At 69.6% G+C, this 19,609-nt stretch carries 15 protein-coding genes; 6 read left to right on the forward strand and 9 right to left on the reverse strand.

Annotated features, from left to right (window positions below; translation table 11 throughout):
• Positions 1–155: 155 nt before the first annotated feature.
• The 7 genes from ABXJ52_RS30525 to ABXJ52_RS30555 form a co-directional block, all read right to left on the reverse strand.
• Positions 156–1,361: an acyl-CoA dehydrogenase family protein gene (locus tag ABXJ52_RS30525; protein ID WP_367046335.1), complete on the reverse strand. Its 1,206-nt coding sequence runs from the start codon at positions 1,359–1,361 to the stop codon at positions 156–158.
• A gap of 2 nt (positions 1,362–1,363) precedes the next feature.
• Positions 1,364–1,891, reverse strand: coding sequence for a MaoC family dehydratase (locus tag ABXJ52_RS30530; RefSeq protein WP_367046337.1), 528 nt, complete (start codon positions 1,889–1,891; stop codon positions 1,364–1,366).
• A 1-nt stretch (position 1,892) separates the two neighbouring features.
• Positions 1,893–2,858: a CoA ester lyase gene (locus ABXJ52_RS30535; protein ID WP_160508253.1), complete on the reverse strand. Its 966-nt coding sequence runs from the start codon at positions 2,856–2,858 to the stop codon at positions 1,893–1,895.
• Positions 2,855–4,894, reverse strand: a complete 2,040-nt coding sequence (locus tag ABXJ52_RS30540; protein WP_367046339.1) for a protein meaA — start codon at positions 4,892–4,894, stop codon at positions 2,855–2,857. The genes ABXJ52_RS30535 and ABXJ52_RS30540 overlap by 4 nt, the downstream gene beginning before the upstream one ends.
• 17 nt (positions 4,895–4,911) lie before the next feature.
• Positions 4,912–6,249, reverse strand: coding sequence for a crotonyl-CoA carboxylase/reductase (ccrA, locus tag ABXJ52_RS30545; protein ID WP_367046341.1), 1,338 nt, complete (start codon positions 6,247–6,249; stop codon positions 4,912–4,914).
• 406 nt (positions 6,250–6,655) lie between these two features.
• Entirely contained in the window at positions 6,656–7,459 is an 804-nt protein-coding gene (locus ABXJ52_RS30550) for a TetR family transcriptional regulator (protein ID WP_367046343.1), read from the reverse strand.
• A gap of 166 nt (positions 7,460–7,625) precedes the next feature.
• Positions 7,626–9,407, reverse strand: a complete 1,782-nt coding sequence (locus ABXJ52_RS30555) for a 3-hydroxyacyl-CoA dehydrogenase family protein (RefSeq protein ID WP_367046345.1) — start codon at positions 9,405–9,407, stop codon at positions 7,626–7,628.
• Between the two features lie 347 nt (positions 9,408–9,754).
• On the opposite strand from ABXJ52_RS30555, the gene ABXJ52_RS30560 reads away from it, so the two are divergent.
• Positions 9,755–10,324, forward strand: a complete 570-nt coding sequence (locus tag ABXJ52_RS30560; RefSeq protein ID WP_367046347.1) for an adenylosuccinate lyase — start codon at positions 9,755–9,757, stop codon at positions 10,322–10,324.
• A gap of 4 nt (positions 10,325–10,328) precedes the next feature.
• Here ABXJ52_RS30560 and ABXJ52_RS30565 read toward each other — a convergent pair whose 3' ends face one another.
• Entirely contained in the window at positions 10,329–10,721 is a 393-nt protein-coding gene (locus ABXJ52_RS30565; RefSeq protein WP_367046349.1) for a RidA family protein, read from the reverse strand.
• A 22-nt stretch (positions 10,722–10,743) separates the two neighbouring features.
• Positions 10,744–11,787, reverse strand: coding sequence for an Rv2578c family radical SAM protein (locus ABXJ52_RS30570; RefSeq protein WP_367046351.1), 1,044 nt, complete (start codon positions 11,785–11,787; stop codon positions 10,744–10,746).
• A 175-nt stretch (positions 11,788–11,962) separates the two neighbouring features.
• On the opposite strand from ABXJ52_RS30570, the gene ABXJ52_RS30575 reads away from it, so the two are divergent.
• The 5 genes from ABXJ52_RS30575 (at position 11,963) to ABXJ52_RS30595 (ending at position 19,572) form a co-directional block, all read left to right on the forward strand.
• Positions 11,963–12,406, forward strand: coding sequence for an SRPBCC family protein (locus tag ABXJ52_RS30575; RefSeq protein ID WP_367046353.1), 444 nt, complete (start codon positions 11,963–11,965; stop codon positions 12,404–12,406).
• A 270-nt stretch (positions 12,407–12,676) separates the two neighbouring features.
• Entirely contained in the window at positions 12,677–15,034 is a 2,358-nt protein-coding gene (locus tag ABXJ52_RS30580; RefSeq protein WP_367049390.1) for an MFS transporter, read from the forward strand.
• A gap of 119 nt (positions 15,035–15,153) precedes the next feature.
• Positions 15,154–17,577 (forward strand): SpoIIE family protein phosphatase, encoded by a 2,424-nt coding sequence (locus ABXJ52_RS30585; protein WP_367046355.1) that lies wholly within the window; start codon positions 15,154–15,156, stop codon positions 17,575–17,577.
• Positions 17,578–17,673: 96 nt separating this feature from the next.
• The gene (locus tag ABXJ52_RS30590; protein ID WP_367046357.1) at positions 17,674–18,399 is read left to right on the forward strand and encodes a methyltransferase domain-containing protein; all 726 of its coding nucleotides are present in this window, start codon (positions 17,674–17,676) and stop codon (positions 18,397–18,399) included.
• Positions 18,400–18,546: 147 nt separating this feature from the next.
• Positions 18,547–19,572 carry a tellurite resistance/C4-dicarboxylate transporter family protein gene (locus ABXJ52_RS30595; protein ID WP_367046359.1) on the forward strand — a complete coding sequence of 342 codons (1,026 nt, stop codon included), beginning with the start codon at positions 18,547–18,549 and terminating at the stop codon, positions 19,570–19,572.
• Positions 19,573–19,609 lie beyond the last annotated feature (37 nt).

Consider the following 19,609-nt stretch of genomic DNA (forward strand, 5'->3'; position numbering starts at 1 on the left):
GCGGATGATGCCGCGCATGAACGGGGGACGGCGGCTTTATCCGGATGGTATCGGTTGCGAGCCACAACTGGGCAAGCCAGGAAGCGGAGTCGGCGGCCGAAGAGTGCTGACAGGGTGTGACCTTCTTCTCGATGAAAACACCCCAAATCGGGCATCTAGCCCTGGAATCGATACTCTTCGAGCAGTCGCCGCCCAATGATCATTTTCTGGATCTCGGCGGTACCTTCGCCGATCAGCAGCATGGGAGCCTCACGGTACAGGCGCTCGATCTCGTACTCCTTCGAGAAGCCGTAACCGCCATGAATCCGGAACGCGTCCTCTACGACTTCTTTGCAGTATTCGGAAGCGAGGTACTTCGCCATCCCTGCTTCGAGGTCGTTTCGTTCCCCGGAGTCCTTTTTGCGTGCTGCATTCACCATCATCGCATGGGCGGCCTCGACCTTGGTAGCCATCTCGGCCAGCTTGAACTGAATCGCCTGGTGCTGAGCGATCGCCTTGCCGAAAGTGTGACGCTGCTGGGCATATGAGACACCGAGCTCAAATGCACGCTGAGCGACCCCGCAGCCACGCGCCGCGACATTCACGCGGCCGACTTCGACGCCGTCCATCATTTGGTAAAACCCTCGGCCGGTGGTCCCGCCGAGCACACGATTGGCCGGAATTCGCAGTCCATCCATGATGAGTTCGGTGGTGTCCACCCCCTTGTATCCCATTTTGTCGATCTTGCCCGGAATGGTGAGGCCGGGGCGGACCTCTCCGAAGCCGGGCTCCTTCTCGACGAGGAAGGTCGTCATCGACTTGTGGGGCGCGGTCCCCTCGGGGTGTCCTTCATCACTTCGGCACAGAACGGCCACCAGAGTCGACGTTCCGCCGTTCGTGAGCCACATCTTCTGACCGTTGAGGACGTACTCGTCGCCGTCCTTGACGCCCTTCGACGTGATCGCCGACACGTCGGAGCCGAGCCCCGGCTCCGACATGGAGAACGCGCCGCGCACCTCGCCGGCCGCCATCCGCGGCAGGAAGGTGTCCTTCTGCTCCTGCGTCCCGTGCTGCTTGAGCATGTAGGCGACGATGAAGTGGGTGTTGATGATGCCGGATACCGACATCCAGCCACGCGCTATCTCCTCGACACACAGCGCGTACGTGAGCAGCGACTCGCCCAGACCGCCGTACTCCTCGGGGATCATGAGCCCGAAGAGGCCCAACTCCTTGAGGCCGTCGACGATCGCCTGCGGGTACTCGTCACGGTGCTCGAGCTCCGTGGCGACCGGAATGATCTCCTTGTCGACGAAGTCCCGGACGGTGGAGAGGATCTCCTGCTGGATGTCCGTGAGACCTGCGGTCTGCGCGAGTCGGCTCATGGCTACTTCTCCTGCGTCTTCTTGGAAGTGTCCAGGAGCTCAGGGCGGCCGGGCTGCTCGCCGCCGCGCTCCTTGATGTACGTCTCGGTGGGGACCATCACCTTGCGGCGGAACACGCAGACCAGCGTGGAGTCCTGCTTGTAACCCTTGGTCTCCACGTAGACGATCCCGCGGTCCGACTTGGACTTCGACGGGGTCTTGTCCAGGACCGTGGTCTCGCCGTAGATCGTGTCGCCGTGGAAGGTCGGCGCCACGTGCTTGAGCGACTCGACCTCCAGGTTCGCGATCGCCTTGCCCGAGACGTCCGGCACGGACATGCCCAGAAGCAGCGAGTAGATGTAGTTCCCGACGACGACGTTCTTACCGAAGTCGGTCGTCTGCTCCGCGTAGTTGCTGTCCATGTGGAGGGGGTGGTGGTTCATCGTCAGGAGGCAGAAGAGGTGGTCGTCGTACTCGGTGACCGTCTTTCCGGGCCAGTGCTTGTAGACGTCCCCGACGGTGAACTCTTCGTAGGTGCGGCCGAACTGCATGTCAGGCCTCCGGGGCTTCGAACTTGGAGGTACGGGTCATGCCCGCGGCGCGCCCCTTGCCGGAGATGACCAGCGCCATCTTGCGGCTCGCCTCGTCGATCATCTCGTCGCCGAGCATCGCGGAGCCCTTCTTGCCGCCCGCCTCGGACGTGTAGAAGTCATAGGCGTCCAGGATCAGCTCGGCGTGGTCGTAGTCCTCCTGGGAGGGCGAGAAGACCTCGTTGGCGGCGTCGACCTGGCCGGGGTGCAGGACCCACTTGCCGTCGAAGCCGAGCGCGGCGGCGCGGTTCGCGACCTCGCGGTAGCCGTCGACGTTCTTGATCTGGAGGTAAGGGCCGTCGATCGCCTGGAGGTTGTTGGCGCGGGCGGCCATCAGGATCTTCATCAGGATGAAGTGGTAGGCGTCGGCCGGGTAACCGGGCGGCTGCTCGCCGACGACCAGGGACTTCATGTTGATGGACGCCATGAAGTCGGCCGGGCCGAAGATGATCGTCTCGACGCGCGGGGACGCCTGCGCGATGGCGTTGACGTTGTTCAGGCCCTGCGCGTTCTCGATCTGCGCCTCGATGCCGATCTTGCCGACCTCGAAGCCCATCGTCTTCTCGATCTGCGTGAGCAGGAAGTCCAGCGCGACGACCTGGTCCGCCGTCTGCACCTTCGGCAGCATGATGCAGTCGAGGTTCTGGCCCGCGCCCTCGACGACCGTGACGACGTCGCGGTACGTCCACTCGGTCGTCCAGTCGTTCACACGCACGACCCGCGTCTTGCCCGTCCAGTCGCCCTCGTTGAGGAACTTGACGATGGTGTGCCGGGCCTCCGGCTTGGCGAGCGGCGCGCAGGCGTCCTCCAGGTCGAGGAAGACCTGGTCGGCGGGGAGGCCCTGGGCCTTCTCCAGGAAGCGCGGGTTCGAACCCGGGACCGCGAGACAGGAGCGACGCGGGCGGAGTCGGTTGATGGGCGCGGTCATGCGGGGACCTCCAAAGGGTCGAGCAGAGGGTCGAGCTTGTTCGCTTTCCGGATCTCGTCGACGATACGGCCGATGATCTCGGTGATACCGAAGTCCTTGGGGGTGAAGACGGCGGCCACACCCGCCGCCTTCAGGTCCTCGGCGTCGCTGTTGGGGATGATGCCGCCCGCGATGACGGGGATGTCAGGAGCGCCCGCCTCGCGCAGGCGCTCAAGCACGTCCGGCACGAGCTGCGCGTGCGAGCCGGAGAGGATCGAGAGGCCCACCGCGTGCACGTCCTCGGCGAGGGCGGCGTCGACGATCTGCTCGGGCGTGAGCCTGATGCCCTGGTAGACGACCTCGAAGCCGGCGTCACGCGCACGCACCGCGATCTGCTCGGCCCCGTTCGAGTGCCCGTCGAGGCCCGGCTTGCCGACCAGGAAGCGCAGCTTGCCCGTGCCGAGATCGGCGGCGGTCCTGGAGACCTTCTCGCGGACGAGGGCCAGCGGCGTGCCCGCCTCCGCGGTGACGGCCACCGGAGCGCTGGAGACGCCCGTGGGAGCCCGGAACTCCCCGAAGACCTCCCGCAGGGCGCCGGCCCACTCCCCGGTCGTCACACCGGCGCGTGCGCACTCCAGGGTGGCCTCCATGAGGTTGCCGGTGCCCGCGGCGACCTCCTTGAGCTTCTCAAGGGCCTTGCAGGGGCGCGGATGGTTGAACGGCGGCTGGTAGCGGGTGTCGCGCCAGGTGCCGAGCGCCTTCACGACGCGGTTCTCGACGGCCGGGTCGACCGTCATGATCGCGGTGTCCAGGTCCGACGTGAGCGGGTTCGGCTCGGTCGACTCGTAGGCGTTGACGCCGACGATCTTCTCCTCGCCCGACTCGATGCGGGCCCTGCGCTCGGCGTGCGAGGTGACCAGCTGCGACTTCAGGTAACCGGACTCGACGGCGGCCATCGCGCCGCCCATCTGCTCGATGCGGTCCATCTCGGCGAGCGACTCCTCGACGAGGGACTCCACCTTGGCCTCGATGACGTGGCTGCCGTCGAAGATGTCCTCGTACTCCAGGAGGTCGCTCTCCAGGGCGAGCACCTGCTGGATGCGCAGCGACCACTGCTGGTCCCACGGCCGGGGCAGGCCCAGGGCCTCGTTCCACGCGGGAAGCTGCACGGCACGCGCGCGTGCGTCCTTGGACAGTGTGACGGCCAGCATCTCCAGGACGATGCGCTGGACGTTGTTCTCGGGCTGCGCCTCGGTCAGGCCGAGGGAGTTGACCTGCACCCCGTAGCGGAACCGGCGCTGCTTGGGGTTGGTGATGCCGTACCGCTCGCGTGTGACGCGGTCCCAGATGCGGCCGAACGCCCGCATCTTGCACATCTCCTCGACGAAACGGACGCCCGCGTTCACGAAGAAGGAGATACGGGCGACCACGTCACCGAACTTCTCCGGGGGCACCTGCCCGGAGTCGCGCACGGCGTCGAGCACGGCGACGGCGGTGGACATCGCGTAGGCGATCTCCTGCACCGGAGTGGCCCCGGCCTCCTGCAGGTGGTAGCTGCAGATGTTGATCGGGTTCCACTTGGGGATGTGCGCCACCGTGTACGTGATCATGTCGGTGGTGAGGCGGAGGGAGGGCACCGGCGGGAAGACGTGCGTCCCGCGCGAGAGGTACTCCTTGACGATGTCGTTCTGCGTCGTCCCCTGGAGCTGCGTGATGTCCACGCCCTGCTCCTCCGCGACCACCTGATAGAGCGCCAGAAGCCACATGGCCGTGGCGTTGATCGTCATCGAGGTGTTCATCTGGTCCAGGGGGATGTCCTGGAACAGCCGTCGCATGTCGCCCACGTGCGAGACGGGGACCCCGACCCGGCCGACCTCACCGCGGGCGAGGATGTGGTCCGGGTCGTAGCCGGTCTGCGTGGGCAGGTCGAACGCGACCGAGAGGCCCGTCTGACCCTTGGCGAGGTTGCGCCGGTACAGCTCGTTGGACGCCTCGGCCGTGGAGTGACCGGCATAGGTCCGCATGAGCCACGGCCGGTCCTTCTGACGCTCTGTCATGTGCGAACCCTCAGCCCTCAGACGTTACGGAAGCGGTTGATGGCGTCGATGTGCTGCGCGCGCTTCTCGTGGTCGCGCACGCCCATGCCCTCACGGGGAGCGAGCGCGAGGACGCCGACCTTGCCCTGGTGGAGGTTGCGGTGCACGTCGTAGGCGGCCTGACCGGTGTCCTCCAGGGAGTAGACACGGGAGAGGGTGGGGTGGATCTTGCCCTTGGCGATGAGGCGGTTGGCCTCCCAGGCCTCGCGGTAGTTCGCGAAGTGCGAACCGATGATCCGCTTCAGGGACATCCACAGGTAGCGGTTGTCGTACTCGTGGTTGTAGCCCGAGGTCGAGGCGCAGGTGACGATGGTGCCGCCCTTGCGGGTGACGTACACGCTCGCGCCGAAGGTCTCGCGGCCCGGGTGCTCGAAGACGATGTCCACGTCCTCGCCGCCGGTCAGCTCGCGGATGCGCTTGCCGAAGCGCTTCCACTCCTTGGGGTCCTGGGTGTGCTCGTCCTTCCAGAACTTGTAGCCCTCGGCGTTGCGGTCGATGACCGCCTCCGCGCCCATGGCCTCACAGATGGCGGCCTTCTCCGGGCTGGACACGACACAGATCGGGTTGGCGCCGCCGGCCAGTGCGAACTGGGTGGCGTACGAGCCGAGTCCGCCGCTCGCGCCCCAGATCAGGACGTTGTCGCCCTGCTTCATGCCGGCCCCGTTGCGCGAGACGAGCTGGCGGTAGGCGGTGGAGTTCACCAGGCCGGGGGATGCGGCCTCCTCCCAGCTCAGGTGGTCCGGCTTGGGCATCAGCTGGTTGGACTTGACCAGAGCGATCTCGGCGAGGCCGCCGAAGTTGGTCTCGAAGCCCCAGATGCGCTGCTCGGGGTCGAGCATCGTGTCGTTGTGGCCGTCCGAGGACTCCAGCTCGACGCTCAGGCAGTGCGCGACGACCTCGTCGCCCGGGTTCCAGGCGTTCACGCCGGGACCGGTGCGCAGCACGACGCCCGCCAGGTCGGAGCCGATGATGTGGTACGGCAGGTCGTGGCGCTTGGTGAGCTCGCTCAGCCGGCCGTAGCGCTCCAGGAAGCTGAAGGTGGACACCGGCTCGAAGATCGAGGTCCACACGGAGTTGTAGTTGACCGAGGAGGCCATCACGGCCACCAGGGCCTCGCCCGGCCCGAGTTCGGGCACCGGCACGTCGTCCAGGTGGATCGACTTGCGGGGGTCCTTGTCGCGGGTCTCGAGCCCGGCGAACATCTCCGCCTCGTCCTTGTGCACGGTGATCGCGCGGTACGAGTCGGGCAGGGGGAGTGCGGCGAAGTCGGCGGACTGTGCGTCCTGCGACTGGATCGCGTCCAGGATTTCCTTCACGGTGATGCCTCCGGCGAAGTGCGGCCCCCCTCTGAGGGGAGCACGCTCTTGAGGGTTACGTCGGGTGCTGCTGATGCAGGTGGTGGAGGGTGTGCCGTCGGTTCGGCGAAGGGTGGTGCTCGGCAGCGCTTGGTGTGGCGCGGGAGGTTGCCTGTGACGCAGGCGTCCGGGCGCACGAGCCGTGGCTTGTGGGGACAGCCGGCGTACGGAAGTTCTCTGCACGCCGGCCGCCCGGACAACATCAACGTATGACACCGCGTGCCAGTCGGCAAGACACTGAGTGCCATCAATTTTTGATGGATGATCGATCAGTGCAGGTCAGAGGGTGTGGCGGCACGACGAAGGGGGCGCTACCGGTGGGTAGCGCCCCCTCAAAAGCCCAGGACGAAAGTGCGGAAAAGGGACTCTACGCCTCCCGCAGCGCCTTCTCGATCGTCCGCATGATCTCGTCCAGCGGTGCGTCCGTCCGGGCCACGGTGACCAGCACATCGCCCCCGGTGCTGACCGAGGCCGCCGGTGCAGTGGTGGTGTCGCGGCCCGCCCCGATGCCCGAACCGAAGGTCCTGCGGACGATGGCGAAGGCGTGGTCCAGTTGGGTCTCCACATCACCCTGGCCGCCCGCGCGCAGCCACCGGCGAAGGACGTGATTGTGCGCGGTCACCACCGCGGAGGCGGCCACCTCGGCGAGCAGCGGGTCGTCGTTGCCGTCGTGGTGCGCCTGCTCGTCGAAGTGGCCCAGGAGATAGCGCGTGAAGAGCCGTTCGTAGCGCGCCACGGAGGCGATCTCCCGCTCGCGCAGCGTGGGGACCTCGCGCGTCAGGCGGTAGCGCTCGACGGACACGGCGGGCGACGCCGCGTACATCTTCATGACTTCCTTGATGCCCCGGCACACCGTGTCGAGCGGGTGCTCGTGCGGCGGCGCCGCGTTCAGGACCGCCTCCGCCCGGATCAACGTGTCGTCGTGGTCCGGGAAGATCGCCTCTTCCTTGGAGCGGAAGTGCCGGAAGAAGGTCCGGCGTGCGACACCGGCCTGCGCGGCGATCTCGTCGACCGTCGTCGCCTCGTACCCCTTGGACGCGAAGAGCTCCATCGCGGCGGCCGCCAGCTCCCGGCGCATCTTGAGACGTTGGGCGGCGGCGCGGCTGCCGGCCGCGCTCTCCGGAGCGTCGGGCGTAGCGGGCGTACGTGAGGACTTGGCGGCCTTGGGCATGACCCGAACGTACTGCATATGCGCAGCCGAGTGCTCCTGTGGGACGGGGCTGAGCGGCGGCGGGACGGGGCCGAGCGGCGGTGGGACGGGGCCGCCCGACGGTTCGAGCAGCCCGCCCCAGTCCGTGCGCGGTCTTCCGTCGGGCGCGCTCCCGTCCGCTTCCGGCCTACCGTCGGGCATATTCGCGGAAGCCGCGGCCGGTCTTGCGGCCGAGGCAGCCCGCGGCCACCAGGTGTTCGAGCAGGGGAGCGGGGGCGAGGCCCGGGTCGCGGAACTCGCGGTGCAGGACCTTCTCGATGGCGAGCGAGACATCCAGGCCGACGACGTCCAGGAGCTCGAAGGGGCCCATGGGGTAGCCGCCGCCGAGCTTCATCGCGGCGTCGATGTCGTCGAGCGTCGCGTAGTGCTCCTGGACCATCTTGACCGCGTTGTTGAGGTAGGGGAACAGGAGCGCGTTCACGATGAAACCGGCGCGGTCGCCGCAGTCCACCGGGTGCTTCTTGATCGTCGAGCAGACCTGCCGGACCGTCGCGTGCACGTCGTCGTCCGTGAGGACCGTGCGGACCACCTCGACCAGCTTCATCGCCGGTGCCGGGTTGAAGAAGTGCATGCCGATCACGTCGCCGGGGCGTGAGGTGGCGCGGGCGCAGGCGACGACCGGCAGGGACGAGGTCGTGGTCGCCAGGATCGCGCCCGGCTTGCAGACCTTGTCGAACGCCGCGAACAGCTGCTGCTTGATCTCCAGGTCCTCGGCGACCGCCTCAAGGGCAAGATCGACATCGGCGAACGCGTCGTACGTACCGGCGGGAACGATCCGGTCCAGGGTCTTCGCCGCGGTCTCCGCCGTCATCCGCCCCTTGTCGACAGAGCGTGAAAGGGACTTGGCGATACGGGACTTGGCCTTCTCCGCCTTCTCCTCGCTGCGCGCGGCGAGCACCACGTCGTAACCGGCCTTGGCGAAGACCTCGGCGATGCCGGACGCCATGGTCCCGGAGCCCGCGACTCCGACCGAGCGGATGGTGCGCCCGCCGCCGTGCCGCCCGTCCTCCGGCGGGGTCAGCGCGTCCCGCACGACGACCGAACTGCCGGGCGCCTCGTACGAGTAGAAGCCGCGCCCCGACTTGCGTCCGGTCAGGCCCGCCTCGCTGAGCTGCTTGAGGATCGGGGCGGGTGCGTGCAGCCGGTCGTGGGACTCGGAGTACATCGCGTCGAGCACCGTGCGGGCGGTGTCGACGCCGATCAGGTCGAGCAGGGCGAGGGGGCCCATCGGCAGGCCGCAGCCGAGGCGCATCGCGGCGTCGATGTCCTCGCGGGACGCGTACTTGGCCTCGTACATCGCCGCGGCCTGGTTGAGGTAGCCGAAGAGCAGGCCGTCGGCGACGAATCCGGGCCGGTCGCCGACCGCGACGGGCTCCTTGCCGAGCGCGTACGCCAGGTCGGTCACGGAGGCGACGGCCGCGGGTGCGGTCAGCACGGACGACACGACCTCGACCAGCTTCATCGCCGGGGCCGGGTTGAAGAAGTGCAGGCCGAGCACGCGCTCGGGGCGCTGCGACTCGGCGGCCAGACGGGTCACGGACAGCGCGTTCGTGCCGGTCGCGATGATCGTTCCGGGGCGCACCACACCGTCGAGTTCACGGATGATCTGCTGCTTGATCTCGTACGACTCCGGGGCGACCTCGATCACCAGGTCGGCGTCGGCCGCTGCTTGAAGATCGGTGAAGGTGCGGATACGGGCGATCGCGTCACGCCGCTCGTCCTCGGTGAGCTGCTCACGGCGCACGGCCCGCGCGGTGGACGACTCGATGGCGGCGACGGCCTGGGCGCCCGCGGCCTCGCTGATGTCGATGCCGATGACCTCGCGTCCCGCGCGGGCCAGGACCTCGGCGATGCCGGTGCCCATCGTGCCGAGACCGATCACGGCGACGGTGTTCAAGGGAGTGTCCATGCGTGGACTCCAGGAAGTGAGTGACGACTGAGGGGCGCACGCGGTGCGCGGCAACGGCGGCGCGGCGTACGGGAGGAGAGCTGCTGTGTGTCGTGACCGGGCGGCGAAGCGCGTACGCCCGTGAGGAGTCGGCGGGCTCTGTCCCGGAGCCGCCGTACTGGGTGGAGCTGAGGTGCTCTGAGCACCGAACCGACAAGCACTCGCTCGCACCGGCTGCGTCACCAGGCCGCTGCGAGTTCAGGTACTGCTGACGGGGAGTGTGCCCCGCTCACTTGAGATTAACCGGCGAGTAACGAGCGCGCCAGTCCCCAGGGTTTGTGATCTACATCGCGGATAGGCTCCCCGTCATGGACGTGGAGTTGCGCACGGTGACGGAACGCTTACGCCGCGAGGCAGGAGTCTCGGAGAGTTACGAGAGGCTGGTCGCGACCGGCGATGTGGAGGAACTGGCGGAGGTGCTCGCCGCGGCGGGTCAGCCACTGTGGGCACGGGAGCTCGCGGCGGTCCGTCTCGGCGCCGCCGGGGACAGCCGGGCCTTCGAGTCCCTCGTGCTGCTCCTCAACCACCGTGATCCATCGCGCTGTGCGGCCGCCGCGTACGCCCTGGCCAGGCTGGGTGATCCCCGTACGGCGCGGGCGGCAGCCGCCCTGGCCACCAATGAGCTGCGGGTCGCCTACGCCCTGCACCCCGTACGTCTGCTCACGGAGCTGCGCGCGCCCGAGTCGGCGCCCGCCCTCATCACCACGCTGAAGCGCAGACTCGCCCCGCACGACCCCTACGGGAAGATCGCGCTGGCGTGCGTGGAGGGCCTCGGCGCACTGGGAGACCCACGGGCCCGCCCCGTCCTGACGGAGGCCTGCGGCTACCCACGTCTCGCGGCGGCGGCGTCCGCGGCCCTCGCCCGGCTGCCGGCCTAGCGTCCTACAGGACGGCGTACGCCTCGATCTCCATCAGGACCTGTGGCGATACCAGCGCGGAGACCTGGACCGCCGATGCGGCGGGGAGGCGCGCCGGGTCCAGGTATGTGTCCCGGGCGGCCCGTATGGCGGGCATGTACGCCATGTCCGTGACGTAGTACGTCAGCTTCACGACGTCCCGGAAGCTGCCGCCCGCGGCCACGAGGCAATGCCACAGATTGTCGAACACCTGCCGTGCCTGCGCCGCCGGGTCGTCCTCGCCGACGAGCTGCCCCTCCTTGTCCAGGGGGAGTTGGCCGGCTATCGCCACGAAGCGGCCCGTGCCCATCACCACGTGCGTGTACTGGGTGGCGGGAAAGACGCCGTCGGGGGCGTTGATGTGGGTCAGTTGGCTCATCGCGCCATCCTGGACCACGGGTTCAGAGCAGGGTGAGCTGCGTGCCGCCGGGTGGCGCCGGCTCGGGATCGGGGGGCTCCGGGGTGCGGATGCGGCGGGTGGCGCCCGCGCGTGTGGGGCCGATGCCGAACTCCTCGGCCAGTTCGTGCACTTGGCGGGTGATCCGGCGCTGGTACCACTTGGGTGCGTAGGCGCCTTCTGCGTACAGCCGCTCGTAGCGCCGCACGAGATACGGGTGGTGCTGTTCCAGCCAGGCCATGAACCACTCGCGTGCTCCGGGCCGCAGATGCAGCACGAGCGGCGTCACGGAGGTGGCCCCCGCGGCGGCGATGGCCCGTACGGTCGCCCGCAGTTGCTCGGGCCTGTCCCCGAGGAAGGGGATCACCGGTGCCATCAGGACCCCGCACCCGATGCCGTGATCCGTCAGCGTCCGTACGACGTCGAGGCGCCGTTCCGGGGCGGGTGTACCCGGCTCCACGGTGCGCCACAGTTCCTGGTCGATGAAGCCCACCGAGACCGAGATGCCGACGTCCGTGACGTCGGCGGCCTGCCGCAGCAGGTCCAAGTCCCGCAGGATCAGCGTGCCCTTCGTGAGGATGGAGAAGGGGTTCGCGTGATCGCACAGGGCGGCGATGATCCCGGGCATCAGGCCATAGCGCCCCTCCGCCCGTTGATAGCAGTCGACGTTCGTGCCCATCGCGATGTGCTCTCCGTGCCAGCGGGGCGAGGCGAGCCGGCGGCGCAGCAGGTCGGGGGCGTTGACCTTGACCACGATCTGGCTGTCGAAGCCCAGCCCCGTGTCCAGGTCCAGATAACTGTGGGTCTTGCGGGCGAAGCAGTACACGCACGCGTGCGTGCAGCCCCGGTACGGGTTCACCGTCCATTCGAAGGGCATGCGGGACGCCCCGGGCACCCGGTTCACGATCGTTCTGGCCCGGATCTCGTGGAAGGTGATCCCACGGAACTCAGGGGTGTCGAAGGTCCTCGTGGTGACCGCGTCCGCGCCGAACAGCGCGGCATCCGCGGTACCCCGTGAGGGCCCGTCGGCGAGGTTCTCCCAGCGCATGACGCCTCCTCGGTAGCACTGACCACAGAATAGAACATACGTTCCCTTGATCGTGCGAACCGGCGGCGACCCGGTGGCGGCCCGGTCCCTCGACGACCCCGATTTGGGGGGCCGGTAGGCAGGGTGGTTGGCTTCCGGGGATCACCCTGAACAACCGAGTGCTGGAGGAAGTGCCATGGCGCAGGTCGAGGCGACCACGGAGCGGATCATCGCGGCGCGGCCGGAGGACGTCTTCGACGCGCTCGCCGACTACGAAGGCACGCGACCGAAGATCCTGTCGGAGCACTTCAGCGAGTACGAGGTGCGGGAGGGCGGCGACGGCGAGGGGACGCTCGTCCACTGGAAGCTCCAGGCCACCAGCAAGCGCATCCGGGACTGCCTCCTCGAGGTGAGCGAGCCGACCGACGGGCAGCTCGTCGAGAAGGACCGCAACTCCTCCATGGTCACCACCTGGACCGTGACCCCGGCCGGGGAGGGCAAGGCGCGCGTGGTCGTCACCAGCGTCTGGAACGGCGCGGGCGGCATCGGCGGCTTCTTCGAGAGGACCTTCGCCCCCAAGGGGCTCGGGCGGATCTACGACGAGGTGCTCGGCAAGCTCGCCGCCGAGGTCGAGAAGTAGGGTCACAGCTGACCGGCCCTCAACTCCGGTAGCCCATAAGGGTTGTTGTCACGCTCACCGTTTCGAGTGGTTTTCTGTTCGGGCCAGTTGTACGGCGTAGGGCTCCCACCGGCGCATACGTGTGCCGGACCCCGCGCAGGGGCGACTCGTCGCGCTTGCTCGCAGTTGTCGCGTAATGCGAGAAATGCGGCGCAGGCGCGACGAGGGGAGCAGGACGTGGGCGGCACGACGTTGGTGAAGGGCGCCGAGCGGGGGGACTTGGCGGTGGCGGTGGCGCCCCCGGGGGCCGACACGGCGCCACCACCCCAGGAGCACATGTCGGCGACGGCGGGTCTCAGCCCCGGGCGCGTCCGGATGGTCTTCGTCGGACTCATGCTCGCCCTGCTGCTCGCCGCTCTCGAGCAGATGATCGTCGCCACCGCGCTCCCGAAGATCGTCGGAGAGCTGCACGGCCTGGACAAGATGTCCTGGGCGATCACCGCCTACCTGCTCACGTCCACCATCGGGCTGCCCATCTACGGCAAGCTCGGGGACCTCTTCGGGCGCAAGGGCGTCTTCCAGTTCGCGATCCTCATCTTCATCATCGGCTCCGCGCTCGCCGGTTGGTCGCGCACGATGGACCAGCTCATCGCCTTCCGCGCCATCCAGGGCATCGGCGCGGGCGGCCTCATGATCGGCGTGCAGGCGATCATCGCGGACATCGTCCCGCCCCGGGAGCGCGGCCGGTACATGGGCCTGATCGGCGCCGCGTTCGGTCTCGCGTCGGTCGCGGGACCGCTGCTCGGCGGGTTCTTCACCGACCATGTCACCTGGCGCTGGTGCTTCTACTTCAACGTCCCCTTCGGCCTTGTCACCTTCGCCGTCGTCAGCTTCGGCCTGAAGCTGCCCAAGCCCACCGCGAAGGCCCGACTCGACGTGCTCGGCGCGCTGTTACTCGCCTCCGCCTCCACCTGCCTCGTACTCCTGACCAGTTGGGGCGGCACCGAGCACGCCTGGGGCTCGCGCGTGATCCTGGGGCTCGCGGCCGGGGCCGTCGCCTCGGTCGTGCTCTTCGTCGTCGCCGAACACTTCGCCGCAGAACCGATCATCCCGCTGCGCCTGTTCCGCGACTCGGTCTTCAACGTCACCGGCCTCGTGGGCGTGGTCGTCGGCATCGCCCTCTTCGGAGCGGCCAGTTACCTGCCGACCTTCCTCCAGATGGTGGACGGCGCGAGCGCCACCGAGTCCGGCCTTCTCATGCTGCCGATGATGGGCGGCGTCGTCGGCGCCTCGATCCTCTCCGGCCAGCTCATCAGCCACACAGGGCGCTACAAGATCTACCCGGTCGTCGGCGGCATCCTGTCCGTCATCGGCATGTGGCTGCTCTCGCGGCTCGAAGCGGACACACCCCGGCTGCACTACAGCATCTGGATGGCCGTCCTGGGCGCGGGCGTCGGCCTCGTCATGCCGGTGCTCGTCCTCGCCGTGCAGAACGCGGTGCGCCCCTCCGACCTCGGCACCGCCACCAGCGCCAACAACTACTTCCGGCAGATCGGCGGCAGCGTCGGCGCCGCGATCTTCGGCACGCTCTTCGCCGACCGGCTCGCGGACTCGCTCGCCGACCGCATCCCGGCGGGAGCCGGACTTCCCGACCCCGAGGCCATCACCCCGCAGCTCGTCCACGCCATGCCGCCCGCGCTGCGCGACGGCTACATCCAGGCGTACGCCGACGCGATGCCCCGGATCTTCCTCTACCTGGTGCCGGTGCTCGCCCTCGGCATGCTGATCACCTTCTTCCTCAAGGAGACTCCCCTGTTGTCCAGCGCAGCGTCCCAGGACGCCCCCACGGCCGAGCCCACTCCCATCCCGCAGGCCCGCACGTCGTACGCGGCCGGCGTGCCCGTCTGCGGCACCGTGCAGCACCCGGACGGCACCGTGGTGCCCCGCGCCGCCCTGACCCTCATCGATGTCGGGGGCCGGCAGATCGGCCGCGGCGCGAGCGGTGAGGACGGGCGGTACGCGCTGTCCACGCCGGGCTCGGGATCGTTCGTCCTGATCGCCGCAGCGGGCGGCCACCAGCCGCAGGCCGTCACCGTCACCGTCGGCGAGCGCCCCGTGGAGCTCGACGTGGTGCTCGGCGGCGCCGGACGCCTGGCCGGCAGCGTGGTCACCGCCGACGGCACACCGGTCAGGGACGCTGCGGTCACCCTCACCGACGTACGCGGAGAAGTCGTCGCCACCACCCGCAGCGGGCGCGAAGGCGGCTATGTGATCACGGAGTTGGTGGCGGGCGAGTACACCCTGGCCGCCAGCGCACCCGCCTTCCGCCCGGCGGCCCTGCCCGTCAGCGTGCAGGCCTCCCGCGAGACCCGGCAGGACGTCGAGCTCGCGGGCGGAGCCGTCCTGCGCGGCACCGTGCGGGCCAGCGGCGGGCGGCCCGTGGAGGACGCCCGCGTGACGCTCCTGGACGCGGCGGGCAACGTCGTGGACACCCTCACGACCCGGGAGGACGGCACCTTCCGGTTCATCGACCTCTCGTCCGGCGAGTACACCGTCATCGCCGCGGGTTACCCGCCGGTGGCCACCGTGCTCCAGGTCGCGGGAGGGGGGCGCACGGAGCGGGATCTGCAGCTCGGCCACGAGGACTGACCGCCGGAGGCGCCCCGTGCGTCCCAATTCCCCTATTGCCCCGCACGGCAACCTGTGGCGGTCGTACGGTGGTTGGGGCGGCACAGGCCTTCGCGGTGCCGCCGGAAGGAGCGTTGGCCATGGAATACGGCACCCCGGACGGGCCGGTGGCGCAGCATGCCGTGGCCGGCCGGATCCCACTCGCCGTGGTCGTGATCGACGGCGCGGGCCTCGTGTCGCACTGGAGCACCGGTGCGCGCAAGCTGTTCGGGTACGCGAAGGAGGCGGCCGTCGGAACCCCGGCGGGCGATCTGCTTCCGGTGGCGGGCGCGATCCCCGAGGGCCACGCGGACTTCGGCGAGTACGACGGCCTCGGCCCCGACCTGGAAACCTCCCTCGACGGACGCATCTCCTACCCGGCCGCCGGGCGCGCACGGCTCTCCGTGCCCGGCGGCGAACACCACCGCGTGGACGTCCTGTGGTGGGCCTACCCCCTCGTCGGTCCCGGACCGGAGCGCCTGCTCGTGCTCGCGGCGGACGCCGACCGCCTCGCCGACGACGACCGCGAGCCGGGCCAGGTCGAGCGGATAGCACCGGCGTTCGCCCTGCACACCGACTTCCCCGGAGCGGACGAGCTGGCCGGCCGGCTGCCCGAGATCCTGCCCAGCATGAGCGTGGGCGAGAGCTCCCGCATCGTGGCGCAGATCCTCGAACTGGGCTATCCCGTCCTGGAGTACAGCAAGCACGACCGCGTGCCCGTCACCCCCGACTGGGGAGTGCCGCGGCGCGCCGAGCGCAAGGCGCGCAGGCTGCGCGCCCAGCGGGCCGCGGCCGAGGGACTCACGCCCAGGCCCGTCGCCTCGGAGGAGGCCGATGACCTCGAATACGCGGCGGTGCGCGAGCACCTGGAGTTCCTGAACGAGGTCAGCGGCCGCATCGGCTCATCCCTCGACCTCTCCCGGACGATCATCGAGGTCAGCCGTGCCGTCGTGCCGCGGTTCACGGACGTCGCCGGCACGTATCTGCGCGAACAGGTCGTCGCGGGCGAGGGCTTCCCCGAAGGGCCGCCGGACGAGACCACGATGTGGCACCGGGTCGCCCTGGAGCACACGGACGAGCCGGGCCGCTGGGACGACGTCGTACCCGTCGGCGAATCCATGCCCTTCCCGTCGCACACGCCGTTCTTCCAGTGCATGACCTCCGGCGATCCGGTGCTCGTGCCGCGCATCACCGAGGAGATGGGCAACGCGATCGCCTCGCAGTTCGAGAAGCGCGACATCCGTCCGCTCATCAACCACCGCTCGATGCTCGTCGTACCGCTGAAGGCCCGCAATGTGGTGCTCGGATTCATGATCCTGCTGCGTCACCGGGAGCGGCCCGTCTTCAACGACATGGACCGCGTCACCGGCGCTGAACTCGCCGCCCGCGCGGGCCTCGTGCTCGACAACGCCCGCATGTACACCTACCAGGAGAGCGTCGCCGACACCCTCCAGGACAGCATGCTCCCGCACATCGAGCCGCGCATGACGGGCTGCGACATCGCCACGCGCTATCTGCCGGGCACGCTCCTCGGCCGGGTCGGCGGCGACTGGTTCGACTCCGTGAAACTGCCCGGGTCGCGCACCGCGCTCGTCGTCGGCGACGTGATGGGCCACGGTCTCAACTCGGCGGCGATGATGGGCCAGTTGCGCACCGCCGTGCAGACCATGGCCGCCCTGGACCTGCCGCCCGCCCAGCTCCTGCGCAACCTCGACGACCTGGCACAGCGACTCGGCGAGCACTACCTCGCGACGTGCCTGTACGCGGTCTACGACCCCATCGCGAGCGAGCTGCACCTCGCCAACGCGGGCCACATCCCGCCCGTGCTCGTCCGCGCCGACGACGGCCGCAGCGAACTCCTCGACCTGCCCACGGGGGCACCCATCGGGGTGGGAGGCGTGCCCTTCGAGGCGGTCACCGTCCGCGTGGCGCCCGGCGACCGGCTCCTGATGTGCACCGACGGCCTCGTCGAGGTCCGCGGCGAGGACATCGGCGTCGGCCTCGCCACCCTCACCGAGTCCGCCGCCCACCCGGCCGCCTCCATGGACGCCGCCTGCGACACCATCATCCGCGCGCTCAACACGCGCGGCGGACGCAAGGACGACGTGGCGCTCCTGATGGCACGCCTGAACGGCGTCGCGGACGAGGACGTCGCGAGCTGGCGGCTCGCACTCGACCCCAGCGAGGTGAGCAGGGCCCGCGAGCTGGTCCGCGACCAGCTGGGCGCCTGGGCACGGGACACCCTCGCCGAAACCGCCCAGCTCCTGGTCGGCGAACTCGTCACCAACGCCGTACGGCACTCGCGCGGCGGCGGAGTCGGACTCCGCCTCGTCCGCTCCGGGGCCACGCTGATCTGCGAGGTCGAGGACGACGACCCCACCCTTCCCACGCTCCTGAACGCGGGCCCCGGCGACGAGTTCGGGCGCGGACTGCGGATCGTCAGCGTGCTCGCCAAGGAGTGGGGGACCAGCCGTACGGCCTCCGGGAAGACCGTGTGGTTCGAACTGGGGCCACCGCGCAAGTGATTGATGGCGCCGGTGACTTGTCCATGCTCCCCGGCCGCGATAGACCGATCTTGCCGTCGGCTTCGGCGGCCGTCGTCGCACCCTGGGGAGCTGGGCATGAGCGTCACGAGTCGGTACAGGGAGGCCTGGGAGGGGTTCTGGCGGGAGGCTCCCGGCGAACCCGGGGCGGTCTTCTGGGACGCCGAACCCGCGCTCACCGTCGGCATCCACCTCGCCCTCTTCGAACCGCACATGGTGGCGGCCGGCCTGCCCGTCGTGGACCTCGGCTGTGGCAACGGCACCCAGACCCGCTTCCTCGCCGACCGCTACCCACGCGTCCTGGGCGCCGACCTCTCCGCCGCCGCCCTGCGTCACGCACGGAACGCCGACCCGGCGGGACAGGTGGAGTTCCGGCAGGTCGACGCCGCGGAGAAGGCGGAGGCGGAGCAACTGCACGCGGAACTCGGCGACGTGAACGTCTATATGCGCGGTGTGCTCCACCAGTGCGATCCCGGCGACCGCCAGTCGCTCGTCGACGGCATCGCGGCGCTCGTCGGCGAGCGGGGCAGAGCGTTCGTCGTGGAGCTCGCCGAGGCCGCCGGGGCGGTCCTGAAAGGCCTCGCCCAGAGCGCCGAAGGGCCGCCTCCGAAGCTGGCGCCGGTGTTCGCGCACGGCATCGCGCCGGGTGAGGTCGCCGACGCCGCGGTGCCGCAGTACGTCGCCGCGGCGGGCCTCGAGGTCCTCGCGAGCGGCGAACTCCCGCTCACCACCACCGAGTTCACTCCGGACGGCACGCGGATCGAGTTGCCGTCCAAGTGGCTGGTGGTGGGCCGCGCCGGGTGAGCCCGGCCGCACATTCGCAGGTACGCGTCAACCGTCCATACGTCGACCCGATGGGCCTCTTCGAACGTCTCCGTCCGCCGACGTGCCGGGGGCTCGCCGGCGTGTCAAGATCGCGGGCAGGGGCTCGTACGCCGATGGGGTAGCGCCATGCCGAGCGATGCAGCCAGCAGCCGAAGCCGGCGCCCGCGCCCGCGCTGGGCCGGCTGGGCCGACGGGCTGCCGCCCGCGTCGGGAGCCGTGGTCATGGCCACCGCCGTGCTCTCCGTCGGGCTGCATTTGCTCGGCGTGGAGTGGGCATCGCTGGCGCTGCTCGTGGTCGCGGTGCTGGTCTGGGCGTTCCTCGCCACCGTCTTCGTCACGCATCTGCTGACCGAGCGGGACCGCTGGCTCCGCGAGATCGACACCGCGCCCGCCCTGACCGCCGTCGCCGCGACGGCCGTACTCGGCACCCGCCTCTCCCTGCTCGGCCACCAGCCGGTGTCCGTGGCGTTGCTCGGCCTCAGCGTGCTGCTCTGGCCGGTCCTGATGTCCCACGTCATCCGCCACTGGCAGAGCAAGGTGCCGGGCGCCGCCTATTTGGTGTGCGTGGCCACCCAGGCCATCGTCGTCCTCGCCGCCACCGTGGCCACCGCCGACCGGCAGGCGTGGCTGATGTGGCCCGCCCTCGTCCTCTTCGCCATCGGCGTCGTCCTGTACGCGGTGGTGCTGCTGCGCTTCGACTTCCGCCAGCTCGCCACCGGCAGGGGCGACCACTGGATCATCGCCGGCGCCATGGCCATCACCGCCCTCGCCGGATCGAAGCTGGTCGCCGCCGCCGTGCCGGACGGCGTTCTGCGCTGGGCCACCCCGGCCCACGACGTCCTGCGCGTCATCACCCTCGTCGCGCTCGGCGTCGCCTTCGCGTGGTACGCGCTGCTCGTCGTCTGTGAACTGCGGTGGCCACGCCTCCACTACGACGTACGCCGCTGGGCCACGGTCTTCCCCCTCGGCATGACCGCCGTCGCCGCGCTCTCCGCCGCCACGGCCACGGACGTTCCGGCGCTCTGGACCTGCGGAAGGGTGCTGCTCTGGGCGGCGCTCGCGGTCTGGGCCGTGGTAGCGGTCGCCGCGGTCCGTGCGGCGCGCGAACCCACCGACCGGCCCACCTCGGCCGACGTCAGCCGGCCACGGTGATCCCCCAGCGGCCTCGGCCGACCGGCGCGCGACGCGG

It is taken from the genome of Streptomyces sp. Je 1-332 (assembly GCF_040730185.1).
GTDB lineage: Bacteria > Actinomycetota > Actinomycetes > Streptomycetales > Streptomycetaceae > Streptomyces.